Raw genomic sequence first — 25,588 nt, forward strand, 5'->3', positions numbered from 1 at the left:
GATGGATGGGGATCGCATCAGGCCTTGCGGTTCTGATGCTGGTTCTGAGCAGTTGTGGTATTAATCTCCCGTCTACTAACAATAGCACCTCAAATGGCCTTAGCGAAGAGGACTTACAAACCCCCTCTGTTAATATTCAATTCAACGTCACCGTTCCTACCCCCCTCTCAGAAGGTCAGGGCATTATTTTGCAGATCCTTGATGAAGTGACCGGACTGCCCTACAACCTACAACAATATATCCTTTCCCCAAAATCTGAAACGCAATACTCCATCACTCTGCCATTTCCTGCTGGCTCCGTTTTGAAATACCGCTATGTCAGGATTGGCAGTGCCAGTGAAATACCCGAAGCGACCATGATCGGCGGCGAAGTCCGTTACCGGCTATTTCACGTCGCATTAGAATCCTCAGTAGCAGATAGTGTCCAAATGTGGCTGGATACGCCTCTTTCAGGTGAACTGAACACTGGTCAACTGTCCGGTCAGATCGTTTCCGCTGAAAGCGGGTCTCCCCTGTCAGATATTCTTGTCAGTGCGGCTGGCTTATTGACTTTTACGGATGCCAACGGTCATTTTTCTTTAGAAGGCCTATCAACGGGGACTCAAAATATAGTCTTTTATGCCATTGACGGCGCGTATCAGACGTTCCAGCAAGGCGCAGTTATTGCTGCAGACCAGGTGACACCGATCAATATCAGTTTGATTAAGCGGCAGCCCGTGGAGATCACTTTCCATGTCACCCCTCCCAATGATGCTCTGGGTATCCCGATCTATATAGCGGGAAACAGCGTTCAATTAGGCAACACCTTCGCCAATCTGGCCGGTGGAATGAGCATTGATCCCAAACGCTTGCCAATGTTGGTTCAGCAGGAGAATGGCGCTTATGTTCTCACGCTTTCTCTCTATGCCGGCATGGACTTGCGCTATAAGTTCACCCTCGGTGATGGCTATTGGAACGCGGAACGCTCTTCGATCAGTGGCAGCTGGCTTGTACATCAACTTATCATCCCGGATCGGAACGTTACTATTGATTTGACCATCGACTCGTGGCGCTCCTCCGAAGCAGGACCGATCACATTTGAAGTTTCCATCCCGGCCGAATCGAGTACTGGTGATGAAAATTTCATCCAGTTCAATAATGGTGTCTGGACCAACCCGATACCGCTCTGGCCTTTGGGCAATGGCAATTATCTCTATATTTTATTTTCTCCTTTGGATCAATCTGTTCCGATTGGATACCGTTTCTGCAGGAATGAAGGCTGTGACCAAACGATTAATGCAGAAGATCTGGATTCTATTCCAACCGTTCAACCTGCGGAAACTGCCCAGACAGCGGAAATCACCATCACAAATTGGGCAAATTGGCAGACTTTCGCTGAGCCAACCGAAGTGATCGCGGCCCGCATACCGGTTAAAGCGCCTGATTATCTTACTCAGATTGAACTGTCGCCTGAAATGGCCCCCTCCTGGCGGACTTATGCCCCCATTGGCATCAGCACGCTGGCGGAAATTGGCGCAAACTCGGTCCAATTCACCCCCCAGTGGTTCCTCACCGATGGCCATATAGCCTTACAACCTCAGCTAGGTCACACGCCCTTCAACTACGAACTCAAAGATTTGATATCCTCAGCGAAGTCCTTCGGATTATCCGTCAGTCTGTTTCCCCAGTTGGGCCCCACGGAGTCACTCGCGACTTATTGGTCCCCGCTGGATCACGATGCGGAATGGTGGCAGAACTGGTTCAATTCTTACAGTACGTTTATTCTAAATTATGCCAGGGTCGCTGCCGATGATGGCGTGGCACAGCTTGTATTGGGCGGCAAGGCTGTTTTGCCGGCGTTTTCTGGCGCAACTTTCCTGGATGGTACGCCAACGAATGCCCCTGATTCGATTGATACTCAATGGGAAGCGCTAATCCAACAGATTCGGACAATATATCCAGGGCGTTTGATCTGGGCTACTAATGCTCAGGTTTCTGCTGATCCACTGCCATCATTTATCAATTTTTTCGATTCTATTTATGTGACTGTTGATGCCCCCCTCTCATTGGATGGGCAAGTCAACTCCGAAGCCATAGCTTATGATTTTTGGAATGTTATGGACCAGCAAGTCTATCCCATTTATGACCAAACAGGCCTCCCCATCATCCTGGCTTTGGGTTATCCCTCAACGGCTGACACCCTATTAGGCTGTTTGGTAGTAGATGACGCTTGTTCAAATGACGGTCTTTTCCTGCCCATTGAAGTTGCTCAGTCAACGGTTGACCTGGATTTACAGGTCCAAATCTATAACAATATCCTCCCCATTGTTGCCGACCTGGATTGGGTTTCCGGCGTTTCTATCAGGGGTTATAATCCAGTTGTTTCCATGATGGATGGCTCTTCATCCATCGCCGGTAAACCTGCCAGAGACGTGATCTGGTACTGGTTTGCTGGCTTCCATTCAACCGAGTAAGATTAACTATACGAAAGTTATTGCTTACTCATCACTGTATTCAGGAGGAACCTTTTCATGGATCAAGCACTCACCCATTGGCTTGATGCAAAATCTATTCACCCCAACGAGACCGTTTTATATAATCCCGACCGGGAAACTCTGGTCAGGGAGGCTCTACTAAACCACGAAGGTGAACTTACCCCCGAAGGCGCGCTCAATGTAATTACTGCGCCCTATACTGGACGTTCACCCAAAGATAAATATCTGCTAAATGATGGCAAACAGGGAGATATTTGGTGGGGGCCCATCAATCAACCCGTTGATGCCAGCCAATTTGAAGAGCTTCAGCAGACCATTACGGAGTATCTTTCCAGACGAAAGCTCTATGTAGTTGATTGTCGGATCGGTGCTGACCCCCAATTTCAGAAAAAAATCCGTCTGGTCACAGAATATGCCTGGCAGGCCCTACTCGCAGAAAACCTTTTCATCAATGCTGGCCTTCCTCACCAAACAACACCGGAAATCACCATCCTGGCAGCTTCCAGCTTCCAGCTTCCGCCGGAGTTTCAGGATTCCCAATCTCCTGCAGCAGTCTATCTTGACCTGAACAAAGAAGTGATTCTGATTGCCGGAACGAAGTATGGCGGTGAAATCAAGAAATCAGCTTTTACTGTGATGAACGGCATTTTGCCCAAGGCAGACGTCCTGCCGATGCACTGTTCAGCTAATGTTGGGCCAGAGGGCGACGTGGCCCTCTATTTTGGTCTCTCCGGGACCGGTAAGACCACCCTCTCCGCCACGCCGGACCGGATGCTGATTGGCGACGATGAGCACGGCTGGGGCAAGAATGGCATATTTAATTTTGAAGGTGGCTGTTATGCTAAGACGATACGGTTGAACCCTGAGCTGGAGCCGATGATATGGAAGGCCACTAACGACACAGCAACGGTGCTTGAGAATGTGGTTCTTGATCCTAAAACCCATCAACCTGATTTCGATGATGGCACGATCACTGAAAACACTCGTTCAGCCTATCCGCTGACCAAAATTGAGAATAGTCTTCTTACAGGAATTTCCGGTCATCCTTCCAACATCTTCTTCCTGACAGCCGATGCTTTTGGCGTGTTGCCACCCATTGCCTTGCTGAACGAGGAAGAAATTGCCTACTATTTCCTCTCCGGATACACTTCCAAGCTCGCCGGTACCGAGCGCGGCTTGGGTAAGCAGCCCAAAGCGACCTTTTCAACCTGTTTCGCTGAACCTTTCCTGCCTCTCAAACCCAGCCTCTATGCCCAAATGCTGCAGGAGAAGGTCCGCCAGCATGCCTGTCGCGTGTGGCTGATCAATACCGGTTGGACTGGGGGCGACTTCCACAGCGGTTACCGCATGCCCTTACCCCACACCCGCTCGATGGTCTCTTGGGCACTGTCTAATCCAGAAGTCAGCTTCCATCAAGATTCTGTCTTTGGTTTATCGGTGCCGGATGAAATCCCAGGCGTGCCAAGTGAACTGCTCTATCCCGAACGCACCTGGGCAGATAAGGAGAAGTTCAGCGAAGTTTCCCATCAGCTCAAACGAAAATTCGAAGAGAATTTCAAAAGGTTTGATGGAGAGAGCCTGGTAATGGAAGCAGGAGTAACGGCTTATTAACGATTTCTGCTGATTTAATCCTGCGGGTATGATACACTTCTTCTTGAAATTCAAGCAGAATTTTTCTTTCCTCTACGCACGATTATCACCAATCCTTTGCAGGGAGTAAGCATGGAAAAATTTATCATCAATGGGGGCATCCCCCTCAGTGGAGAAATCACGCCATCTGGTAATAAGAATGCTGCGCTGCCCTTGATGGCGGCCTGTCTTTTGACGGATGAGCCAGTTATTCTCCATAATGTCCCTGATATTTTGGATGTCAGGGCGATGGTTAAGCTGTTGGAAAGCCTCAACGTCAAAATTGACTACTTAGATAAGACCACACTGCGCTTTGATGCCAGCGATATCAAACCTGCGAACCTGGATCCAATGATCTGCCGCCGGATTCGGGCCTCCATTCTTCTGGCCGGTCCGTTAATCAGCCGCGTGGGTGAATTTTTATTACCTCCGCCGGGTGGTGATGTGATTGGGCGCCGCCGGGTAGATACCCACATGCTCGCATTCTCCGGCTTAGGCGTTGAAACGGAATATACCAACAATCACTTCGAATTCAAAGCCAAACAATTGATTGGGGCAGATATCCTGATGGATGAAGCCTCTGTGACTGGCACCGAAAACGCTATCATGGGCTGCGTTCTGGCTAAAGGGGAAAGCGTCTTGCGTAACGCGGCAAGCGAACCTCATGTTCAGGAGCTCTGCCAGTTGCTGAACGCAATGGGCGCTAATATTGAAAATATTGGCTCAAACACCCTGCATATCACCGGTGTGGACCGCTTACATAGCGCAGAATTCACCATTGGCCCGGATTATTTGGAAGTGGTCAGCTATATCGGCGCGGCGGTTGTCACAGGCGGCACCATCCGGGTGAAGAATGCAGGCATTGAACACCTGGATATGATCCATCTTGTGATGAACCGTCTCGGTGTCAAATGGGAATGTGTTGGGGATGATATCATCGTTCCTGCCAATCAAGCGCTGACGATTGAACCTGACTTGGGGAATGCCATTCCGGAAATCTCTGTGATGCCCTGGCCTGCCTTCCCCACCGATTTGATGAGCATCGCAATCGTGATCGCGACTCAATCCAAAGGCAGCATCCTTTTCCATGACTGGATGTATCCTTCCCGAATGTATTTCACCGATAAATTGGTCAGCATGGGTGCACAGATTGTCCTTTGTGACCCCCACCGTTGCATTGTACAAGGCCCCACCCCACTGAATGGTGAAAACCTTGAAAGCCCGGATATTCGAGCCGGCATGTCATTAGTGCTGGCAGCCCTTTCGGCAAATGGTCAGAGCGTTTTACGCAATGTCGGCCAGATCGATCGCGGCTATCAGGAAGTGGACCAGAAGCTGGCCAAACTTGGGGCCGACATCATCCGAATTGATGATTAGGCCAAAAACTCTTTAACCAAAAAAGCACTCTGAAAAGAGTGCTTTTTTAATATCAAATGATGTTGCTTAATTCTCGCTCTGGTGGTCTTTGACCACTTCCATGAATTGATTGACAATTTCACGGAGCATGGGCTCTGGCAGTGCGCCAACCTGACGATTGACAATCTTGCCTTCGTAGACCATAAGCATGGTTGGAATGCCCTGGACGCCATATTTCATCGCCCATTCAGCATTTTCGTCTGTATTGACTTTGGCAACTACGATCTTGCCGGCATATTCAGTTGCGATTTTGTCCAGGATGGGAGCAACCATCTTGCAGGGGCCACACCAGGGTGCCCAAAAATCAACAATAACGGGTAAAGATGATTCCAACACGGTCTTTTCAAACGCAGCATCGGTAACATGGATTGGTTCATTAATCATACGATATCTCCTTAGTAACTTTATGATTGCAGTATAACATAATTATCCCTAGCAATTATAAGAGTTTTATATATTTATTAGACCTTTTTTATTATATTTCTTGTGTCAAGGAAATTACTTGCCAAACAAGGGGAATAACCCCCTCAGCTTCTCGAAAAATGCTGGTCCCATGACAAGAATACCGATGATGATAGAACTCAATGCTGCAATCAAGACACTGGCCGCGCCGACATCCTTCCCCACTTTTGCCAACGGGTGAAGTTCAGGGCTGGCCAGATCCACGACAACCTCTAAGGCCGTGTTCAGGAATTCCGCCGTCCAGACCATTGCAACTGCCAGGACCAGTAAGGCCCAATCGCGGGTCTCCACCTTCAGCCATATCCCGGTGATGACCACCATGACTGTTGCCAAAGCATGAATCCAAGCGTTTTGTTGGGTGCGAATCACATACCACCACCCGCCCAGTGCATGGCTAATACTTTTTAAACGAGAACGGGTAAATTTAAATTTCAAACGTATACCCTCCAATAACGTCAAATGCGATAGTATACCTGAATTAGGATTGATTATACCAACAAGCCCCTAACATTTTTCATATTGTCTCATTCCTTATATCATCCACATTAAGGTATAATCCTTATTCGCAGATAAGTTATAATTTAGTACAATCGACTAATTTGAGGCTGGTTTATGGCATTTGTTGACATTGGGTTGAGTGATTCCTATTGGCAAACTTTAGAAATCAAGCAACAAGATATTGAATATCTATATAGCTTCCTTCTTGAAAAAGAAACCCCTTTGCCATCATCCGATTTGGCATCGGCATTGATTGCAGAACGTATCCGCATTGAAAAGAAACATCTGAAAGAAAAACAGCAAAAAAGTGGCGATATTTATTTGCCAGAGAAAACCTATGCTGTTGGAGACAAAATCCAATTCCCTGCAATGGAATGGATCAGCGGAGAAGTTACTGCAGTTCGTGAGGGTAATAATCCCGAATTGGAAGGCTTAGCCGTCCTGACTGTGGCCCTGGAGGATGGCGGGAGTAAGCAGTTTGCATCCAATTTGGCTGAACACAAGCTCAATAAACCTGTGAATACCGATGAGGAATCCAGTGGTACAAACCTCGAAGCTGTTGTCAAGTCCTTTGGTGAAGAAATCACTGCAAAACTCGATGTGATGCTGGATGAAAACAAGGACTTGGTCCGTATTGGTGGTAATTGGTTCCCCAGATCTCTGCTGATCGAATTTAATGTCGGCCATCTCAACCTCGCTGAGGCCGTTTTAGACATGTATGGCGGCGGACCCCTACCCGTTGAAGATCTGCTCAAACAGATTGACATCGAAACAGATGACCCACCTGAGCTGGTCCAGTTTTCAATGAACTATGCCTTGCAGGAAGACCCTCGCTTTGATGAAGTCGGTCCTCGGGGCATCGTCAAGTGGTTCCTGAACCGGCTGGAGCCGGATTTTGTCCGTGAAAAGCCCGTTCAGCTCAGCTATGCACCTGTTGACTATGATCGGTCGATCCTGACTGAAGATATGCTGGTCGCAGAACAACGGCTGGATGATGAATTGACAACGCCGGATCCGGATTATATGCGCCGGGATAAGGGTAATGAAGTCACAGTGACATTAAACTTTCCCCACTGGCGGATGGGCACCCTGCCCCTGACGGCTTACACCCGGCCTTTCTTCCCCACGGCCATTGATACCCCTCGAGTCAAATTCACTTTGATTGATGAAGAAAACGAAGAGATATCCGCCTGGGTCGTCCGCCCTAATAATTACATCTACGGGCTGCAAGAATGGTATGACTCCAAAGAACTCATCCCTGGCAGCATTATTCATATCAAACCCGGCAAACAACCCGGCGAAGTTCTGATTAAACCTGAGAAGAAACGCTCGAATCGGGAATGGATGCGCACGTTGTTGATTGGTACCGATGGTGGGATCGTCTTTGCGATGCTCAAACAAACCATCACAGCCAATTTCAATGAACGCATGGCTATTGCCATTCCCTCAACTGAAGTCTTGGATGAACTTTGGAAGAAGCGGTCAACCAATCAAAAACCGATGAAGAAGGTCATGCTCGAAACGATGCAGGAATTGGCAAAGCTCAATCCTCAGGGTCAGGTGCACGCTGTGGAACTGTATGCCGCTATGAATTGTATTTATCGATGTCCACCGGGAGCGGTTTTCAGCCTCCTGGCCTCATCGCCCGAATTCGCCCCTGTTGGTGATCTCTATTACCGGCTTAGTGACGGATCATAAGGAAAGGAAAGCATGGGTTCAAACCGAAGCAGCCTCGTAAAGCCCACTATAGAAACCCCTTTTAAAATTGATTTTGATTGGTGGATGAATCATGATCGTGATTGGCGCGTGTATCTCCGTAGTTTTCTCTGCGAAGAACACCAGAAGGTTTTTGAAAACCTTAACAATGATGAATTGATTGATTGGGTGGACCCCGAAACCGCAGAAGTTACCCAGGTTGATGGCCTACAGCATGTCCTGATTTCCCACTGCGCCCAGCAGGAGAGTTTCCTGACGGAGAAAATGGCTTTGGTTGATTCAGTGTTCCGTGTATTCCTTTCAAAAGGCAACAAACCTCTCACGATCAAACAGCTGGGTGAGATATTGGATCGCCCACCTGAAACCATCCTCAAGACCTTTTCCGGCATAAGAGTATACAAGGGTATTAGACCTGTAAGCAATTGATGCCGTGATATAATTCCCATTCAGATTTTGCCCCTGTAGCTCAATTGGACAGAGCACTGGACTTCTAATCCAATGGTTGCAGGTTCGAGTCCTGTCAGGGGCGCTGAGAAGTCTAAATCGAACCATTCAAAGCAGATGTACACTGTTCATGAAGGGTTCGTTTTCGTTTAACCGGTCAAATCACTCCAGGGTGGATTTGCGCAATCCCGGTCAAGAACTGGAGTATGCGGATGTTGTACTATCTTTCAAGGTGAACGTTATGGAAAACAATTGGGAGAAAATTGAAGCAGTTCAAAGAATGCAAGAGTATATCCTGGCGCATTACCAGGAGGAAATTACTCTGCAGGATTTGGCAAAAGCTGCCCTATATTCCCCCTGGCACGCGCTGCGAGCTTTCTCCGAGTTGATCGGAAAGACACCTTTTGAGTACCTGCGCTGGGTCCGGCTGACGGAAGCCGCCCGTAAACTGCGGGAGACTAACAAAAGCGTGCTTGACATCGCTTTGGAATCTGCGTTTGGTTCCCACGAAGGCTTTACTAAAGCTTTCTCACGCACCTTCGCGATCTCACCCCAGAAATATCGCCAGCAGACGCCGCCCATAAACCAGTTCACCTATTATCCCATCCGCCACTACTATCAGTTTCTTGAGAGGAGCAGTGAAAAAATGGAAAACTTAGTAATTTTTACCCAGGTGATCGAGCGGCCAAAGCGCAAACTCATTTTGAAAAGGGGTTTTAAGGCAAAAGACTACTTTGCCTATTGTGAGGAGGTCGGCTGCGATATCTGGGGCATTCTGGAAAGCATCCAGGGGGCAATGAACGAATCGATCGGTGTTTGGCTGCCAGAGAAGTTCCGCAAGCCAGGCACTTCGGAGTATTGCCAGGGCGTTGAAGTACCGGTCGATTTCACCGGCGTAATTCCTGAAGGCTTCGAGATCATTGACTTGCCGGCGTGCAAGTACATGGTCTTTCAAAGCGAACCTTTTGAAGATGAAAAATTCGAAGATGCCATCGGTGCCACCTGGGACGCGATCAAGCGTTACAATCCGAAGCATTTCGGCTGGGAATGGGCGCCTGAGGATGGCCCTCGATTCCAGCTTTCACCCATCGGTGAAAGAGGATATATCGAAGGTTTGCCGGTCAAAGAGTTAGAAAAATTGGGTTAGTAAAAAAAACCAAGAAAAACCATCGAGTTTATGACCCGGTGGTTTTTTTATTTCCAATTAGAATTAAAGTGACACCAAAAACATGACGCGGTTTGTCATAATATTGTGTTCCAATGGGATTGGAGGTGATTTGATGCAGACGACTCTTTCGTCAAACGAAGAAAATTTACGAGGAGACCTAATTGCGCCTTGTGGGATGAATTGCGCTTTATGTGTTGCCTATCAATTCCAGCAGCATGACATTAATCAATTTGGTTTCCACAGGAAGTACTGCCCGGGGTGCCTGCCGCGCGGAAAGAACTGCCTGCATATGGGTGATAATTGTGAATTACTTCGAGATGGCAGGGTTCGCTTTTGTTTCGAATGCCCTGATTTTCCCTGCAAACGACTAAAAACTCTGGATAAACGCTATCGAACCAAATATCACCTCAGCATGATTGAAAACCTGACACATATCCGGGAAAATGGCCTGTCAGCCTTTTTGATGAATGAGGCCATGAAATGGACTTGTGAAAAATGCAACGCCAGTCTGATATGTTGTCATAATGGGCTCTGTTTGACCTGTGATCTTGAGGTTCTTATTCACAAAAAACAATTTCGCTGGGGAGAAGAATTATAATTTAAGTGATCGCGCTGCCCTCAATTCTTTGACTTTGGGCTTTTTCGGTATAATACAAGTAGAAAAATAAAAATAATGAAAGGAATTAAATTATGAAACTCATAATGCGCTGGTTAATAACTGCAGTTTCACTGTATGTCGCCGTGTTGATCGTGCCAGGCATCTCGGTAGATGGCACTGCCTGGGTTGCCTTCACTATCATGGCACTGATCCTGGGCCTGGTCAATGCACTCGTCCGGCCAATTCTGAAGATGTTGTCCTGTGGCGTCATCATCCTCACCCTTGGTCTCTTTGTCTTTGTGATCAACGCTGCCACCTTCATGTTGGCCTCCTGGATCGCTCAGAATTGGCTCAATGTAGGATTTTACGTCTCAGGCTTCCCGGCCGCCCTGCTTGGCTCCATCGTTGTCAGTGTCGTCTCCGTTGTCCTGTCTGCTATTCTGATTGATGATAAGGACGATTAATTCTCATCTCCATCAATGAAATAATGCTTGCCAAGGCGTAGCCTTTCAGGTATACTTCTTTGCTGTGTTGTTCGAGATTTGAGCAATACAGCAAAGAAGCCAAAAATTTAATAGGTTTCTTTCCACTGCCCAACTATCCACGATAGCCAAGAGCAGCAAACCCGAGGAAAGGAGAATCCAAATGCGACAGTATGAATTAATTTACATCGTCCAACCTGATCTGGACGAGGAAACCACGCAAGGTATTGTTGAACGCGTGAATGGCCTCATCACAGACAATGGCGGCAAGGTCCTCAAGACTGATATTTGGGGTACCAAGTCCCTTGCTTATGAAATCCAGAACTTCCGGGATGGATACTATGTATACATGGAAGTTGAGATGGAACCCGATTACGGCGCTCAACTTACCCAGACATTGAAATATATTGAACCGATCATCCGGCACATTATTGTCAAAAAGGACGAGTAATCGTTCTTGGGATAAGAAAGTGAGGCCTTCATGGCCCGTTGTTTAAATAAGGTCATGATCATTGGTTATCTTGGGAGAGATCCCGAGATGCGGTTCACTCCCTCCGGCAAGTCGGTTTCCAGTTTCTCAGTTGCCTGCAACCGGTCCTGGAAATCGAAAGACGGAGAGCGGCATACAGAGACCGATTGGTTCAACGTAGTCGCTTGGGGAGATTTAGCAGAGATATCCAAGCAATTTCTATCCAAAGGCAGTATGGTTTATATCGAGGGTCGATTACAGATCCGTGAGTGGGTTGACAGCAATGGAAACCAACAAAAATCGGTAGAAATCATTGCCCGTGATATTTTGATGATGGATAGCAAGGATAGAAACAATCAAAATGAAACAGAAGAGTTCGAGGATTTTCCCTTCTAACCTTCTGAAAGAAACAGGAGTTCAAAATGAGTAATTATAGAGGTCGAGGAAATCGGTACTTCTCGCGTTCTAAAGTTTGCCAATTTTGCAACGACAAAGATCTTGTGATCAACTATAAGAATACAGATCTTCTTCGTCGCTATATTGACGACACTGGCAAAATTCGCCCCCGACGCCAGACTGGCGCCTGTGCCAAACATCAACGTGCTGTTGCCAAGGCCATCAAGAACGCTCGCCACATTGCCTTATTGCCCTTCTCAAGCAACTAGACTGTTTGTCCCAGCCCATTAAGTAGATAGGTCGAAACCAATGGCAAATGAAAAACAGAGCAATAAAACACTTACGAAGAAACACCTGGCACGGAAACAGCGGGAAGAACGGCAGACCAAGACTATCATCATCATCACGATCGTTATCGCAGTAGCTGTGGTTGGTCTGATCGCATATGGTCTGATCCAAAGCAAAATCATCCGACCAAATCATCCTGTTGCCAAGGTTGGTGACCAGGTCATTAATGCTGGTGAATTTGAATCTCGTGTGAAGTATACGAGGGTTCAGTTGATTGATCAGGCATACACTTATTATCAGTATTACCAAATTTATGGTGCTGAACTGGGCAAATCATTCCTGAATTACGCCCAGAGCTACGCCTATCAACTGCAAGACAGCGAAACGGTTGGCAGTCAGGTCTTGGACGACTTGATCTATGAAGTCATTATTCGTGAGGAAGCGGCTGCCCGTGGTATCACAGTGACTGATGAAGAGATCGATGCAGCATTGCAGAGCTCATTTGGTTACTATCCCGACGGCACGCCAACACCTGCGATGACCGCTACGGTTCAACCTACCCCCACCTACTCCAAGACGGAGGTGGCTTTGGTTCCTCCCACAAGTACGCCAACGGAAACTCAGGAGCCAACAGACGCCCCTGAGGAGACTGAAGCTGCCACCGAAGAAGTGATCGCAACCGAAGAAACGGCTGTTTCTGATGAGACGACGGGCGAAGCAACTGAGGCGGAAGCTACAGCCACATTGGTCCCGTCCATCACCCCCACGCCCACGACCTACTCAACTGAGATCTATGCTCAAAATGTCAAGGATTTCTCCGATCAATTTAAGGATTATGACTTTACACTTGAACAGTTGCGATCCATGTTCGAGGTCAGCTTGTTGAGTGATAAACTGGAAGAAGAAATCACTGCTGATGTCGTTCCAGTTGAAGAACAAGTTTGGGCTCGTCACATTTTGGTTGCCACTGAAGAAGAAGCTCAGAACATCATCAACCTTCTGAATGAAGGTGGTGATTGGACAGAATTGGCTGCTGAATATTCTACGGATACATCCAATAAGGATAACGGCGGCGACTTGGGTTGGTTCAATACCACAGATATGGTTCAAGCCTTCTCCGATGCAGCTTTTGCGCTGGACACCCCCGGCCAGATCAGCGAACCTGTTCAGACTGATTTCGGCTGGCACATCATTCAATTCGTTGGACGACGTGAAGCTCAAATGTCCACCGCCGACTTCCAGAATAAAAAAGACAAAGTCTATAATGAGTGGTTGGCTGAAGTGCGTGATGGCCGCGATGACATCGAGATTTTCGATGACTGGACTGAATATGTCCCCACGACACCTGCGATGTCCACTTCTTTGATGAGCGCCATTATGTTGGGCAACTACTAGAGTAGACAATAAACAAGAACTAAAAAAGAAGCGCTAATAAGCGCTTCTTTTTTTTAATTAATTTGATTGGTTTACTTTAAGTAAGCTTCATCCACCTCTTCCAGCTTGAGGCTGATCATCTGGCTGGTGGATTCGCGGCCCATGGTTACGCCATAGATCACATCCGCTGCCTGCACCGTGTTACGGTTATGGGTGATGATCACAAACTGGGTTTTCTGCGAGAGGTCTCTCAGCAGGTCAATGAAGCGCCCAACATTGGATTCGTCCAACATGGCATCAACCTCATCGAGGATGCAGAACGGCGTTGGTGAGACCTTCAGCAGTGCGAAGATCAGCGCTACAGCTGTCAGACTACGTTCACCACCAGAGAGAAGCGCTAACACCTGCTGACGCCTGCCAGGAAGCCGGGCCTCAATATCCACACCACCCTCGACTGGGTTTTCTTCATCAGAAAAAACCAGCTTTGCTTCACCGCCGTTGAACAGACGGGTGAAATAATCCGAAAATTCCACATTGACAGCCTTGAATGTGCTGATGAAATCACGCTCCATCAATGTGTCCAGCTCTTCAATTACCTGGCGCAGATCTTCACTGGCAGCTTCAAGATCAGAAATCTGCTGCGTCATGAACTCATGGCGTTCTTTGACTTCCAGATATTCCTGCTGAGCTTCCGGATTGATCGCGCCTATCCTACGAATCTGTGCTTTGAGCTGTTTGATGTCATTTTCCAAATTCGGTGGAATTTCTTTGACAACGGGCAGGTTTTCAATCGTACCGTCATCGAATGGTAAGGGATTGGGCCCATCCATCCGTTTTTCATAGTCATAGGCAACCAGACCGAAATCGTCTTCAATTTTCTGGACCAGGTTTTCAAGCTGGTCATTGCGCCGATCGAGTTCAAGCTGTAACTGGGTGTATTGTCGTTCGGCTATGATCACCTTTTTGTGAGATTGATCTTCCAACCGCTGAAGGTCGAGAACGGATTTCTCAACCTCATTTTGTGACTGGGTCAGCGGATCAATTTGAGTCTTTTCGATCTCAGCGATGTTCGTGGAAACCTGATCAATATCCGCTTTGAGTAGGACTTCCTGATCCTGGATATCTTTCAACCCGGATTGGATCATCCCAATCCGTTCACGATAAAGCGATAAGCGCTCTTTGGCATCGTCCAGGCGTCCTTTATGGTCCTGTGCTCGTTGACGGGCCGCACCCAGGGCGTTTTTAGCCACGATTTGGTGCGTTTGCCACTGGTTGAGTTCCTGTTGAACGTCAAAAACCGGCACGGCGTTGACATTTTCCTGATAGATCTCTTCCGTGGCCATCAATTCTGCGGCCTGAATCTCCAGATCTTCGCATTTTTGCTGATGCTGTTCAATCTGGGCTCGGATATTGGTTTCACTGCCATCCAATGCTTCCAAACGATCTGTGTGCCAGTTGATCTGCTCTTCAAAACGCGAGTATTCGTCCAGGAGTTTCTGTCTGGCCCGATATGCCTCTTTTTGTTCACGATCAGCTTGTTCAACGGATTGCGTAAAGGCCTGGTATTGCTGACGGTTTTTCTCCAACTCAGCGTTCAGTTTCGTCAGGCCACTATCCTGCTGCTGGATTTTGTTTTCAATGGAGTGGATTTCCGCTTCAAGTTCACCCTTTTGCCGGGTTCGTCCAATCCGCTTGGCGGAAGCCCCCTGGCCAGAGGTGATAATTCCATTGGTGTGGAAAACTAATCCATTCAATGTCACGACCTTTTGGCCGTTCTTAAGCTCCGGTAACAGCGCCTGGGCTGTTTTTTGATCTTCCACAATGACCACCTGCGAGAGAATGGCCTTTGAAATTGATGCAAACCGTTCATCCACCTGTACAAGATCACTAGCCAGGCCAATCACACCCTTGGATGAAAGGATGGATTTTGAAACGGAGGACTTGTCCGAAGTGGATTCAGCGACCAGAGCTACCCGATCTTGTTCTTTGGATTCCAGATAGGCAATGACCATATCCCTGGCTTCGGATGGAACCACCAACAGGTCGGCCAGCTCACCCAAGGCTGCGCTGAGCGCTTTTTCGTATTTCTCATCCACAACCAAATGCTGTGAGAGAGGCTCAATTCCTTTGGGTAAATGGCCCTTGCGGGAATCCTCCAAAAGGGCCTTAGAACCTTCGGAATAGCCACTCAATGCAGCTTCAGCCTGTTGGAGGACATCAAATTGAGCCTTCAACTTTGCCTTGGTGGCATTTAGCGAAGCCTGTTTATCCGTCTCAGATTGGCGTTGGACTTCCAGTTGGTCTAATAAAGCCCGTTTCGCTTTCAGGCTTTCATTTTGTTTTTCAAGGTTCTTCTCAGCGGCTTGATAGGCTTTATCAGCTTCTTCCGTCTTGCCCTTCAAAGCCACGCTTTCTTCTTTGAGCGCAGCTAAAGACGCCTCAGCCTTATCCCGTTCAAGCGCCTGAGACTGAAGGCGGTTATTCAGCTCTTCCAGCCGGGCTTTCAACTGCAGATTTTCAGTTTCGAGTCTGATTCGTTTCTTACGGGTTTCGGAAAGCAGCGCTTCTTCGTTTTCCTTCTGGCGTTTGACTTCTGCCAGTTTCGTTTCGACCTGGTTAACTTCATCCAGGGCGGCGTTATATTCAGCGGTCCGTTGTTCAATCTCTTCCGAGAAACCAAGTTCCTGGGTTTCCAGGCCGGTCAGTGCTTCTTCAACGTTCGCCAGATCGATCTCGATATCCTGCTGCTGCTGTTTATAGGATCGGCGCCGTTCTTCCAAGATAGCTAGTTCTCGGGAGGATTTTTCAAAATCGCGATGTAATTCAGACAGCGTTTTATGCGCCAGTTCCAGGGCGTGCCGCTTTTCCTGCAGTGTGTTGCGGGACTCCTCAACCTGATGGCTGAGTTCGGCATGTTGCCGCCGCATGGCGCTGAGCTGTTGTTCATGGTTCTTATATGCCGTGCGGGCGTTTCGCAAGTCATCCTGCTTCTGGTGCCAGTGGAAGCCATACCATTCTCGCAGCAGCAACTGCAGATCAGCTCGCAGACTTTGATACTCTGCGAACCTCGCCGATTGGCGTTCCAGGCTGCGCAGACGGGGTTTAATTTCCGTCATAATATCCAGCACCCGATCCAGGTTCTTGCGGGTGTTCTCAAGCCTTTTCAGGGCTTCAGCTTTTCTGGATTGATAGAGGCCAATCCCGGCCGCTTCTTCAAAGAGCTTCCGGCGTTCATCAGGCTTCAATGCCAGAGCCACATCAACCAGGCCCTGCCCGATGATCGTATAGGACATCTCCGCCAGGCCGGTCTGGGCCAGTAGCTCGCTGATATCCTTTAGCCGGACTTTTTGTCCATTCAGCAAGTATTCATTCTGCCCATCTCGATAGGCTCGCCGTGAAAGCGAAACTTCAGCGTAATCAATGGGCAGCCAGCCATCTTCGTTATTGAAATTGATGGTGACAGCCGCCATCCCAGCCCTCGGCTTATGTTGTGAACCAGAGAAGATCATATCTTCTGTTTTCTTGGCTCGCAGGAGGGAATAGGATTGTTCGCCCAATGCCCAGCGGATAGAATCGGCGATATTCGACTTTCCGGAGCCGTTCGGGCCGACAATAGCCGTAATCTGCCCCGGGAACGCTAAACGGGTACTCGTTGCAAATGTCTTGAAACCCTGTAATTCCAGGGAATTGAGCCTTCTGATCATAAATTTATCGTCGCTCCAACATCCCCAGCTTGATTAGAGCTTCTTTGGCGGCGGCTTTTTCTGCGGATTGTTTGCTGGTTCCGGTTCCCCGGCCATAAGGTTTCTTGCCTATTCGAACTTCCATTTCGAAGAGTTTGGCGTGGTCAGGACCCTTTTCATCCAACAGGACATAACGCGGCGAGGAATGACCATTGCCTTGCGCCCATTCCTGGAAGCGGCTTTTCGTATCATCATCCATGTGGTTTTGGAAGATATCGTCAACCACATCTTCTAATAAAGGGAACATAAATCCATTCACAGATTTGATCCCACCCTGCAAATAAAGGGCTCCAACCAGAGCCTCAAATGCATCACAAAGCAAAGTGTTGCGCTCTCGACCCCCTGCCTGAATCTCACCATGCCCCAATTTTAGAGCTGAACCTAAATCGATCATCTTGGCGAATTCAGCCAATTGATCGGTATATACCAGGGCGGCCCGCAAGCGAGTCAGGTCGCCTTCGGGCTTTTCAGGGAAATGGTTATAGAGCCAATCTGCCACTATGAAATCCAGTACAGCATCACCCAGAAACTCTAACCGTTCATTATCCTCAATGGCGTCTTTATTTTCATTGAGGTAAGAACGATGGGTGAGTGCTCTGGATAAAAGGAAATAGTCTTTGAAGGGAAGGTTGAGGCGTTTCGATAAATGTTCCGGCGCTTCGGACGTAAAGACATCAGTCATATATCTATAATCCTTATCCAGAACCACCGATGCGCCAGCCATCTCATGAAATGGCTTGCGCATCAACAGTTCGACTATTGAACTTGTGTTTTGTTTAAGATTGTAACCTAAAACATTAAAATCGTAAAATCATTTTCATATCTTGAGGGATATTCTCCGCTCTCAGGGTATAATGGGAACCAGGTAAATATTTATGTCCATTATCCATACTGCAGGATCAGATTACAAAGTCAGTACTGAGGTCTATGAAGGTCCATTAGACCTCCTTTTAGATTTAATCGTCAAATCCGAACTGGATATCACCCGCCTGGCCCTGGCTGCCGTGACCGATCAGTTCTTGGCTCACCTTTCGGATCTACAACAGAATTCTGCGGTGGAAGTCTCGGGTTTCCTGGTTATTGCAGCGAAACTAGTCCAGATCAAGTCCGAGGCCTTGTTGCCGCGGCCGCCTGAGCGTGAGGAGGGCGAAGAAGACCCAGCGGAAAGTCTCGCTCGTCAGCTCAAGATCTACCGTGCGGTCAAAGCGACCTCTAAATGGCTGCACAACCGAGAAGAAGAAGGATTACAATCCTATATCCGCTTAGCACCCCCTCCCATCATTGATGAAGAACTGGACCTAAATGGTGTCACTGTTGATAATTTGGTCGCTATGCTGGAGGCGCTCTACCAGTTCCAAGAGGAAGCAGCACCGATTACCTCAGTTGTTGCCATCCCAAAGGTGACCATCAAGAATAAAATCCGGGAATTGTTAGGGAAATTGCAACAACAAACCTCTCTCTCCTATCGCAATTTGCTGCCAGAGCATTACGACAGAATTGAGGCCATCGTACTCTTCCTGGCTATCCTTGAAATGGTGAAGCAACGTTATGCCGTGGCTGAACAATCAGACCTTTTTGCGGATATCGCTATCTCCCCCACAGACAAAACTTTTGAGGATAATGAGATCGTCTTGGCATTGGATGAGTAAACCGTTATAATTAATTGGAATGATGTTTAAAAATTTATCCACAAGTAAGATTGAGCCAATAAAACTATGGAAGACGAATCAAAAGTAGTAATTGAAGAAATTCCATCCCTCCCTGCTGAGAGTTCAGTTTCACCTGAAGCAACAACTGATGAAAGCAAAAAAAATACGATTATCGGCATCATTGCGCTTGTGATTATCGTTGCGTTGGTTGTTCTGGCCACCATTTTTCTCGCTAAGCCTGATAATGCTGACATGACAGAGCGTATCCGGGATATCGTCATCATCTTCACAGCACTGGTCGGTCTGGTCATCGGGGTGGCTTTGGTGATCCTCATCATTCAGCTCTCCACACTGATCAACCTGCTTCAAAACGAGATTCGACCGATCATTGATTCAACCAACGAGACGGTGAACACCCTCAAAGGAACGGCGCAGTTTGTGTCAAATAATCTGACCGAACCGGTGATCAAGATGAATCAGTTGATGGCGATGATCAAGCAACTATTTAGTTTACGCAAACGTTAATCAAACATAATTTTTTTGGTTCATAATAATATTGAGATCAACAAGTTCATAAAGGAGCATAAAATGTCAGAAAAAAATGATTTTGGTGCATTCTTAATTGGTTTTGTGGTTGGCGGCCTGACTGGTGCTGCAGTTTCTCTCCTCTTTGCCCCACAATCCGGCGAGGAAACCCGCGCATTAATCCGCGATAAAGCGATTGAAATACGTGATCAGGCTTCAGAAACTGTGGAAGAGGCTCGTGTTCAGGCAGAAAAGGCCTGGGAAGAAGCCAAGCACAAAACTGAAGAATGGTCCGAACTTGCCAAGGAAAAAGCTGCGGAATTGAAGGACAAAGGCGGCAAGGCACTTGAAGAAGGACGGGCCAAGGTTGCTGAAACCATCAAACCCAAAGAGAAAGCTGCTGAGTAGCACTTTCTAGTCTATGAATCTAAGGGCTGGTCGCTATCAGACCGGCCTTTTTATTTTAAGAAAAGCTGATGGAATGGCTTCCAAAATATCCAAGGCCGTCACACTCTCAGCTCCTCCTAATTGTTGATGCGCCTGGATTCCAGCAAAGGCGTGCAGCCAGACGCCGAGAAGCGCAGCTTCTTTAGGTTGCGCCCCCTGCGCTAAGAGGCCACCAAGGATACCCGTCAGAACATCACCCGACCCTGCCGTTCCAAGGGCGGAATCGCTAACCGGGCTAATGAAGATTTGACCATCAGGCAGCGCAATCACTGTATGAGCGCCTTTCAGAACAAGTGTCACGCCCCAATCCTGCGCATATTTTTTAGCATTATTCCAACGGTTCGCCTGGATCTCTGCAATGGGCCTTCCTGTGATTTCGGACATCTCACCAGGGTGTGGGGTCAGGATTGTTTGCGCCGGCACTTTTTCCCACCATTTTTCAATTCTGCCCAACAGCTTCAGACCATCCGCATCAAATACAACTGGCAGATCTGTTGGTATCATGGGCAGGAGCGCTTCCAAAAAGGCCAAATTAGTTTCTTTCAATCCCCATCCCGGGCCCAGAGCTAAGGCATCTGAGCTCTCCAGTGCCTTTCTAAGGCCTTTTACGCCCGATGGCGCATACCCGCCCTCATTCTCCAATATTATCGTCCAGACAGCCTCTATCAGCCTTCCTGCAAGGCTCTCCCGAACCGCCGGCACAGTCGCAACATTCACCAGACCGCAGCCAGCTAGATATGCTGCTTTTCCTGCAAGATAAGCTGCACCGGTGTATTGACGTGTGCCAGCCACGACCAAACAGGTGCCAAAGGTCCCTTTATGACCGGTATCAGGTCGCTTGGGTAGCAGATTGAAAGCCAACGCCTCATCCATCAGTATGGGACAGTCATCAGCGATATATTGGCTGATATCACCAATCCCGATATCCACCAAGGTGATCTCTCCGGTAAGGCTGCTAGCAGGCTCAATCAACAATCCCTGCTTTGCCGCTGCCATTGTGAGGGTGTAATCCGCTTTTAGGCACTGTTCGGTCGCCTCTCCACTGTCACAATCAACACCTGAGGGGCAGTCCACAGCAATTACCATTATTTCCGGCTGTTGCTGTATAGCGTCGTGAATTTGTGTCATCAGGCTCAGCAAAGACCCCTTCATGGGTAGATGAAAACCTGTCCCCAACATGCCATCCAGCAGGATAGAGCCGGGTCCAATTGCCGCTTCCAGGTATTGTAGGGTGCATTCTATGGTCAGGTCAATTACCACCCCACCCGCATTTATATATTCCGTCACCAATGGGTCTTCATCACGCGCCCGAACCAGAAAAGCCTGGGTCCGGTATCCTTTTACAGCAATCCTTGTCAATGCAATCAGCGTATCCCCGCCATTATTACCCGAGCCGACTAGACCTATCACACCCATTTTGGGTTCTAAATGCGCAAGTACCCATTCAGCGACTCCGTTGCCGGCGTGCGCCATCATGGTTTCGTAAGTTATTCCTGTTTTGTTTGCCGATTTTTCAATTGCCTTCATTTGACCTATTGAGACAATTTTCATTTCTTTATTCCTTTACTTAAAATGTCTAAAGTAATTATACAAGGAACATGCTTTTTGCTTGACTTTTAGGTTTCGATGTGATAATATAACTGTCGCTCGGGGGCGTGGTGTAGTGGTTTAACATGCGGCCCTGTCAAGGCCGAGACCGCGGGTTCAAATCCCGTCGCTCCCGCTAAAAAGTGCGAGGTAACCCTCGCACTTTTTGCTTTTAACTCTCAATTGTCGCCTTGAATTGAAATTTCTATTCAGAGAGCTTCTGACTTGAGATCATCTCAGCCCTATCCGCCATCAATTGGCGAAGTTTGGCTGAATCTTTTGGATATGTGATATAGAACAGGCTGAAAACAATGGCGCAAATGATCCAGGGGAAAGGGATAGTCCAGATCATCGCCTTTGTCAGGCCGATCTTATCTCCCAAATTACCAGCAACCACACCCACCAAAGCAGCAAAGCCACTTTCGATGAAGGTTGTCATTGAGAAGGCTGTGGCCCGTAATTCTGGCGGAGTGACGCCTTGCATCATGGGTTCCTTGGCGCCCTTGCCAGGCCAGCTGATCATCAGGGCGGTGAAGAAACTGAGGGCAATAATGGCCCAAAGCGGCCAGTCAGCGGTCCGTGTGAAGAGGATATAGGTCAGCGGAATACCTGAAACAATCGATATCTGACCGACGACCGTACGGCCGTATTTCGGGCTGAGCCGATCCGCCCAGTCTCCCAGAAAGCCGCCGATGATATTTGAGAAAACAGTGCCAAAGACGATCCCGGCAAAGACAATCGTAGCCTGACTCTCTGGAATACCTCGTTCATTGACCAGCCAGGTGATGAAAAAGGAAGCCATTACCACCCAAGGCATCGAACCAGCCAGACCTTGAGCAATCGCAACCCAAATGGTCGGGATTTTCAGTACTTTTCCGAGATCTGAAAATTTGATCCCAAATTTTGCAGCATCTTTCTCGGTGATCTTTCCTGTGAGCTCAGGTTCAGCCTCGCCACGGATAGGTTCCTTCACGAAGAACCACACCACAATGCCAGAGATGACACTAAATCCACCCAACAGGAAGTAGCCGTATCGCCAAAGCTCGGGTGAGGCCAGGAACCCCAGGCCAATGGTTGCTACAATAATGCCAAAAATGCCGGTAGCTTCCAACATGCCTAAAGCCTTCCCCCGATCCTTCGGCGGGAAAGTGTCGGACATGATCGAGAACGTGGCCGGCATTAGACATCCCAACCCAATTCCGGAGATAGCACGAATGACTAGTAATTGCCCAAAGTTATTGGTGAGCCCCACAGCAGCCGTCCACAGGCCCCAAATGCCGGTTCCAAAGAGGATGACCATCTTACGGGACATCTTATCTGAGATAAAGCCCCAAAATGGTGCTGAGAGGGCCTGAAGCAAGTTACGGATGGTGCTGATCAACCCCAGGTTGCCGTATGAAAGGCCCCAGAGCTTCTGTAAGGTCGGGAAGAGAACGGACATGGCTTGTCCTTCTCCCTGATCGATGAAATAGCCGAAGGATAGCGCTAGCAGTGTTCGAGCGCGTTCTTTCTTCTTTTCCGGGCTGACTGCAATTGTTTCTGCATTAGTTTCCATGATCTCTCCTTGATCCGGTCTGTGATCCAATATTGCAAAATTATAACCTGAAAGAAGATGTCAGGCTCCAGTTATTACGCAGCTAAGTTTCATATTTGATAAAATGAAAATAAATAGAAAAATCCTCATCATCAGGGAGATTTGGTCCCATGACGCTCAATTACCTTAAACGCGATTTTCATCCATTCACCCCGCCAGAATCAATCGTTCGGATTGGTGCGGCTCGCTTTTCTGTTCTCACATCAAAGCTCATCAGGATGGAATATGATCCCGAACAACGGTTTGAGGATCGCCCCACCCAAGTGTTCTGGCATCGGAACCTCCCTACGCCTGACTTTACAGTTGATCAAGCCACCGATCATCTTATTCTTGAAACTGAACATCTGCTCCTTGACTATCACCCTTCAGACATTGGATTCAATCCATATAACCTTTCAATTACGCTGAAAGAGACCGGTTTCACCTGGCATTATGGCATGGAGAACAAGAGCAATTTGTTAGGTACGGTTCGCACACTGGATGAGGTGAATGGCGCAACGGTGTTGGAGCCAGGACTGATCTCCCGGAACGGCTGGTCTGTTGTGGATGATAGCGACTCTCTGGTCTTTACAGATGAAGGCTGGCTGGCTCCCAGGGAGACCGGTGCTATCATCAAAGACCTATATTTCTTTGGCTATGGCCATCAATATACCGACTGCATTGTTGATTTTCAGGAGCTCTCAGGGAAAACGCCCGTCATCCCCCGTTTTGCTTTGGGAAATTGGTGGAGCCGTTACTGGGCCTATAGTCAGGATGAACTGACTGACCTGATGGGAGATTTCAAAGCACACGATGTGCCTCTCTCTGTCTGTATTATTGACATGGACTGGCATATTGTGGATACCGGTAATGAATCCTCAGGCTGGACGGGCTATACCTGGAACCCGGCCCTTTTCCCAGATCCCGAAGGTTTCCTGGATGGACTTCACAATCTGGGACTTGAATCAGCGCTAAATCTGCATCCTGCCTTGGGCATCCATCCTCATGAGCAGGCTTATCCGGACATGGCGGAACGGATGGGGGGCGATCCAAAAACAAAAGAACCTATCCCCTTTGACATCGCCAATCCGGATTTCACAGAAGCCTATTTTGACCTCCTGCATCATCCTCTTGAGGAAATCGGTGTTGATTTCTGGTGGATGGATTGGCAGCAGGGCACCAACTCCTCCTTGGCCGGGTTGGACCCGCTATTCTGGCTCAATCACCTGCATTTCTATGACCGCAACCGCGATGGTGTTCGGCGTCCTTTCATCTTCTCTCGCTGGGGTGGCCTGGGAAGCCAGCGTTACCCCATTGGCTTTTCCGGAGACACCATCGTCAGCTGGAAATCCCTGCAATTTCAACCCTACTTCACCGCAACGGCTGCTAATGTGTCCTATGGCTGGTGGTCGCATGATATTGGCGGGCATATGGGCGGCGTCGTAGAGCCCGAACTCTACCTGCGCTGGCTGCAATATGGCGTTTTCAGCCCGATCATGCGCCTGCACTCAACCAACAATCCCTACCAGGAACGGCGTCCCTGGGCATTTGATGCCGAAACAACCATCCATACCACTCACACCATGCAGCTGCGCCATGCGCTGATCCCTTATCTCTACACAACAGCCTGGAAGAACTATTCGGATGGAATATTGCCAATCCGTCCCATGTATCATCTCTATCCGGAAGAGAACAATGCCTATCTCTGCCCGAACGAATATGCCTTTGGGAGTGAACTGATTGCCGCACCTTTCACTACACCTCAGGATGTGTCCACCCAATCCAGCCGCCAGGTCATCTGGCTGCCCGAGGGTGATTGGTTTGATCTTGCCTACGGAGAACATTTTCCGGGCAATGGCTGGATTAGCTATTACGGCGCCTTGGCAGATATCCCGGTCTTTGCCAAAGCCGGCGCTATCCTCCCAATGGGGCCTTTCAAGGGCTGGGACAACGTCGGCCCACCGAAAGATTTAACCCTCCATATTTATCCAGGTGCAGATAACATCTTTGAACTTTACGAGGATGATGGCGTCTCTACCGCCTATCAACAGGGAAAGTACGCCCTCTCACGCATTGAGCAGAAGTGGTTGGGGTCAAAACTAAAACTATTTATTAAATCTCCGGCTAATCTCGCGACATATTGTCCTGAAAAACGGAACTATCAGGTGATCTTCCATAGCCTCCAGAAACCAGATGAAATCATCGCCCGTCTGGATGGAAAAGTGAATGAGGTTGAGACTCAATTTGATGCCAGCAAGCGGACGCTGACTCTACCCGGGTTTGAAATCCCCCCAGGGTCAACATTCTCCATAGAGCTCTCTGCAGTAGAAGATTTGATGGATCAATCCGATCGGCGTAAGGCCAGACTGGATAAGCTGATCCAAAGGTTCAGGCTCAATACGAATGCTAAAGATCGGCTGCATCATCAATTGGATGAATTCCTTTTGAATCCCACCCTGCTCATGGCCTATGCCGACTACATGACCCAACCCCAACTGCTGGCATTTATTGAAACCTGGTTGGGTACGCAATCCGAGCTCATTTCATCAGACCCTAATGAGGCCTTTAATAGGATCATCAACCAACTTTACGGCCATTAGGAATAACTGATCTGGTGACTTTCGGATAATTTGGAAGTATCATTAATTAA

Annotated in this window: 22 protein-coding genes and 2 tRNA genes; 18 read left to right on the forward strand and 6 right to left on the reverse strand. The window is 48.2% G+C overall.

Translation table 11 applies throughout. The features are described 5' to 3' along the window. Positions 1-5: 5 nt before the first annotated feature. The 3 genes from JR338_03510 to murA all read left to right on the forward strand — a co-directional run bounded on the left by JR338_03510 (position 6) and on the right by murA (position 5,480). Positions 6-2,453, forward strand: a complete 2,448-nt coding sequence (locus JR338_03510; GenBank protein QRN83833.1) for a hypothetical protein — start codon at positions 6-8, stop codon at positions 2,451-2,453. Positions 2,454-2,510: 57 nt separating this feature from the next. Next, positions 2,511-4,085 carry a phosphoenolpyruvate carboxykinase (ATP) gene (gene pckA / locus JR338_03515; GenBank protein QRN83834.1) on the forward strand — a complete coding sequence of 525 codons (1,575 nt, stop codon included), beginning with the start codon at positions 2,511-2,513 and terminating at the stop codon, positions 4,083-4,085. A 111-nt stretch (positions 4,086-4,196) separates the two neighbouring features. After that, positions 4,197-5,480 (forward strand): UDP-N-acetylglucosamine 1-carboxyvinyltransferase, encoded by a 1,284-nt coding sequence (murA, locus tag JR338_03520; GenBank protein QRN83835.1) that lies wholly within the window; start codon positions 4,197-4,199, stop codon positions 5,478-5,480. A 66-nt stretch (positions 5,481-5,546) separates the two neighbouring features. Here the strand turns inward: murA and trxA are convergent, their stop codons facing one another. Together trxA and JR338_03530 are read right to left on the reverse strand one after the other, a co-directional pair. Continuing rightward, on the reverse strand, positions 5,547-5,900 hold the full coding sequence (trxA, locus tag JR338_03525; protein ID QRN84344.1) for a thioredoxin: 354 nt from the start codon (positions 5,898-5,900) through the stop codon (positions 5,547-5,549). Between the two features lie 117 nt (positions 5,901-6,017). Then, a complete protein-coding gene (locus JR338_03530) occupies positions 6,018-6,380 on the reverse strand; it encodes a diacylglycerol kinase family protein (GenBank protein ID QRN84345.1) in 363 nt (120 codons plus the stop codon). A 213-nt stretch (positions 6,381-6,593) separates the two neighbouring features. On the opposite strand from JR338_03530, the gene JR338_03535 reads away from it, so the two are divergent. From JR338_03535 to JR338_03580, 10 genes are all read left to right on the forward strand, one after another. Further along, a complete protein-coding gene (locus tag JR338_03535) occupies positions 6,594-8,177 on the forward strand; it encodes a hypothetical protein (GenBank protein QRN83836.1) in 1,584 nt (527 codons plus the stop codon). Positions 8,178-8,261: 84 nt separating this feature from the next. After that, positions 8,262-8,621: a hypothetical protein gene (locus JR338_03540; protein QRN83837.1), complete on the forward strand. Its 360-nt coding sequence runs from the start codon at positions 8,262-8,264 to the stop codon at positions 8,619-8,621. Positions 8,622-8,650: 29 nt separating this feature from the next. Further along, positions 8,651-8,724: transfer RNA gene (locus tag JR338_03545), tRNA-Arg, on the forward strand. Between the two features lie 156 nt (positions 8,725-8,880). Beyond that, positions 8,881-9,786 carry an AraC family transcriptional regulator gene (locus tag JR338_03550; GenBank protein ID QRN83838.1) on the forward strand — a complete coding sequence of 302 codons (906 nt, stop codon included), beginning with the start codon at positions 8,881-8,883 and terminating at the stop codon, positions 9,784-9,786. A gap of 133 nt (positions 9,787-9,919) precedes the next feature. Continuing rightward, positions 9,920-10,405 carry a DUF3795 domain-containing protein gene (locus JR338_03555; protein QRN83839.1) on the forward strand — a complete coding sequence of 162 codons (486 nt, stop codon included), beginning with the start codon at positions 9,920-9,922 and terminating at the stop codon, positions 10,403-10,405. Between the two features lie 92 nt (positions 10,406-10,497). Next, positions 10,498-10,869 (forward strand): phage holin family protein, encoded by a 372-nt coding sequence (locus tag JR338_03560; protein ID QRN83840.1) that lies wholly within the window; start codon positions 10,498-10,500, stop codon positions 10,867-10,869. A 181-nt stretch (positions 10,870-11,050) separates the two neighbouring features. Further along, positions 11,051-11,338: a 30S ribosomal protein S6 gene (rpsF, locus tag JR338_03565; protein QRN83841.1), complete on the forward strand. Its 288-nt coding sequence runs from the start codon at positions 11,051-11,053 to the stop codon at positions 11,336-11,338. 30 nt (positions 11,339-11,368) lie between these two features. Then, the gene (ssb, locus tag JR338_03570; GenBank protein QRN83842.1) at positions 11,369-11,752 is read left to right on the forward strand and encodes a single-stranded DNA-binding protein; all 384 of its coding nucleotides are present in this window, start codon (positions 11,369-11,371) and stop codon (positions 11,750-11,752) included. 26 nt (positions 11,753-11,778) lie between these two features. Further along, positions 11,779-12,021, forward strand: coding sequence for a 30S ribosomal protein S18 (locus JR338_03575; GenBank protein ID QRN83843.1), 243 nt, complete (start codon positions 11,779-11,781; stop codon positions 12,019-12,021). Positions 12,022-12,061: 40 nt separating this feature from the next. Further along, on the forward strand, positions 12,062-13,435 hold the full coding sequence (locus tag JR338_03580) for a peptidylprolyl isomerase (protein QRN83844.1): 1,374 nt from the start codon (positions 12,062-12,064) through the stop codon (positions 13,433-13,435). A 71-nt stretch (positions 13,436-13,506) separates the two neighbouring features. Here the strand turns inward: JR338_03580 and smc are convergent, their stop codons facing one another. Both smc and rnc read right to left on the reverse strand, forming a co-directional pair. Continuing rightward, positions 13,507-17,118 carry a chromosome segregation protein SMC gene (smc, locus tag JR338_03585; GenBank protein QRN83845.1) on the reverse strand — a complete coding sequence of 1,204 codons (3,612 nt, stop codon included), beginning with the start codon at positions 17,116-17,118 and terminating at the stop codon, positions 13,507-13,509. A gap of 4 nt (positions 17,119-17,122) precedes the next feature. Beyond that, the gene (gene rnc, locus JR338_03590) at positions 17,123-17,839 is read right to left on the reverse strand and encodes a ribonuclease III (protein QRN84346.1); all 717 of its coding nucleotides are present in this window, start codon (positions 17,837-17,839) and stop codon (positions 17,123-17,125) included. A gap of 193 nt (positions 17,840-18,032) precedes the next feature. On the opposite strand from rnc, the gene JR338_03595 reads away from it, so the two are divergent. The 3 genes from JR338_03595 (at position 18,033) to JR338_03605 (ending at position 19,739) form a co-directional block, all read left to right on the forward strand. After that, a complete protein-coding gene (locus JR338_03595; GenBank protein ID QRN83846.1) occupies positions 18,033-18,806 on the forward strand; it encodes a segregation/condensation protein A in 774 nt (257 codons plus the stop codon). A gap of 66 nt (positions 18,807-18,872) precedes the next feature. After that, positions 18,873-19,331 carry a hypothetical protein gene (locus JR338_03600; GenBank protein ID QRN83847.1) on the forward strand — a complete coding sequence of 153 codons (459 nt, stop codon included), beginning with the start codon at positions 18,873-18,875 and terminating at the stop codon, positions 19,329-19,331. A 63-nt stretch (positions 19,332-19,394) separates the two neighbouring features. Then, complete coding sequence (locus JR338_03605) at positions 19,395-19,739, forward strand: YtxH domain-containing protein (protein QRN83848.1); 345 nt, start codon at positions 19,395-19,397, stop codon at positions 19,737-19,739. Between the two features lie 36 nt (positions 19,740-19,775). On the opposite strand, the gene JR338_03610 is transcribed toward JR338_03605, so the two are convergent. Beyond that, positions 19,776-21,329 carry an NAD(P)H-hydrate dehydratase gene (locus JR338_03610; GenBank protein ID QRN83849.1) on the reverse strand — a complete coding sequence of 518 codons (1,554 nt, stop codon included), beginning with the start codon at positions 21,327-21,329 and terminating at the stop codon, positions 19,776-19,778. A gap of 98 nt (positions 21,330-21,427) precedes the next feature. On the opposite strand from JR338_03610, the gene JR338_03615 reads away from it, so the two are divergent. Further along, positions 21,428-21,501: transfer RNA gene (locus JR338_03615), tRNA-Asp, on the forward strand. A 69-nt stretch (positions 21,502-21,570) separates the two neighbouring features. Here the strand turns inward: JR338_03615 and JR338_03620 are convergent. Then, positions 21,571-22,920, reverse strand: a complete 1,350-nt coding sequence (locus JR338_03620; protein ID QRN83850.1) for an MFS transporter — start codon at positions 22,918-22,920, stop codon at positions 21,571-21,573. A 149-nt stretch (positions 22,921-23,069) separates the two neighbouring features. On the opposite strand from JR338_03620, the gene JR338_03625 reads away from it, so the two are divergent. Beyond that, positions 23,070-25,538, forward strand: coding sequence for a DUF5110 domain-containing protein (locus tag JR338_03625; protein ID QRN83851.1), 2,469 nt, complete (start codon positions 23,070-23,072; stop codon positions 25,536-25,538). Positions 25,539-25,588: the final 50 nt, after the last annotated feature.

This window comes from Chloroflexota bacterium (assembly GCA_016887485.1).
Classification (GTDB): Bacteria; Chloroflexota; Anaerolineae; order Anaerolineales; family Anaerolineaceae; genus Brevifilum.

What these genes read in the sequence shown, in the direction of transcription:
- JR338_03555 (QRN83839.1), top strand. Translation starts at nt 9,920, where the DNA reads ATGCAGACGACTCTTTCGTCAAACGAAGAAAATTTACGAGGAGACCTA.
- JR338_03610 (QRN83849.1), bottom strand. Translation starts at nt 21,329, where the DNA reads ATGAAAATTGTCTCAATAGGTCAAATGAAGGCAATTGAAAAATCGGCA.
- JR338_03600 (QRN83847.1), top strand. Translation starts at nt 18,873, where the DNA reads ATGGAAGACGAATCAAAAGTAGTAATTGAAGAAATTCCATCCCTCCCT.
- rnc (QRN84346.1), bottom strand. Translation starts at nt 17,839, where the DNA reads ATGACTGATGTCTTTACGTCCGAAGCGCCGGAACATTTATCGAAACGC.
- JR338_03560 (QRN83840.1), top strand. Translation starts at nt 10,498, where the DNA reads ATGAAACTCATAATGCGCTGGTTAATAACTGCAGTTTCACTGTATGTC.
- JR338_03625 (QRN83851.1), top strand. Translation starts at nt 23,070, where the DNA reads ATGACGCTCAATTACCTTAAACGCGATTTTCATCCATTCACCCCGCCA.
- smc (QRN83845.1), bottom strand. Translation starts at nt 17,118, where the DNA reads ATGATCAGAAGGCTCAATTCCCTGGAATTACAGGGTTTCAAGACATTT.
- JR338_03605 (QRN83848.1), top strand. Translation starts at nt 19,395, where the DNA reads ATGTCAGAAAAAAATGATTTTGGTGCATTCTTAATTGGTTTTGTGGTT.
- rpsF (QRN83841.1), top strand. Translation starts at nt 11,051, where the DNA reads ATGCGACAGTATGAATTAATTTACATCGTCCAACCTGATCTGGACGAG.
- JR338_03510 (QRN83833.1), top strand. Translation starts at nt 6, where the DNA reads ATGGGGATCGCATCAGGCCTTGCGGTTCTGATGCTGGTTCTGAGCAGT.
- JR338_03540 (QRN83837.1), top strand. Translation starts at nt 8,262, where the DNA reads ATGAATCATGATCGTGATTGGCGCGTGTATCTCCGTAGTTTTCTCTGC.
- pckA (QRN83834.1), top strand. Translation starts at nt 2,511, where the DNA reads ATGGATCAAGCACTCACCCATTGGCTTGATGCAAAATCTATTCACCCC.
- JR338_03550 (QRN83838.1), top strand. Translation starts at nt 8,881, where the DNA reads ATGGAAAACAATTGGGAGAAAATTGAAGCAGTTCAAAGAATGCAAGAG.
- JR338_03595 (QRN83846.1), top strand. Translation starts at nt 18,033, where the DNA reads ATGTCCATTATCCATACTGCAGGATCAGATTACAAAGTCAGTACTGAG.
- JR338_03535 (QRN83836.1), top strand. Translation starts at nt 6,594, where the DNA reads ATGGCATTTGTTGACATTGGGTTGAGTGATTCCTATTGGCAAACTTTA.
- JR338_03575 (QRN83843.1), top strand. Translation starts at nt 11,779, where the DNA reads ATGAGTAATTATAGAGGTCGAGGAAATCGGTACTTCTCGCGTTCTAAA.
- ssb (QRN83842.1), top strand. Translation starts at nt 11,369, where the DNA reads ATGGCCCGTTGTTTAAATAAGGTCATGATCATTGGTTATCTTGGGAGA.
- JR338_03620 (QRN83850.1), bottom strand. Translation starts at nt 22,920, where the DNA reads ATGGAAACTAATGCAGAAACAATTGCAGTCAGCCCGGAAAAGAAGAAA.
- JR338_03580 (QRN83844.1), top strand. Translation starts at nt 12,062, where the DNA reads ATGGCAAATGAAAAACAGAGCAATAAAACACTTACGAAGAAACACCTG.
- murA (QRN83835.1), top strand. Translation starts at nt 4,197, where the DNA reads ATGGAAAAATTTATCATCAATGGGGGCATCCCCCTCAGTGGAGAAATC.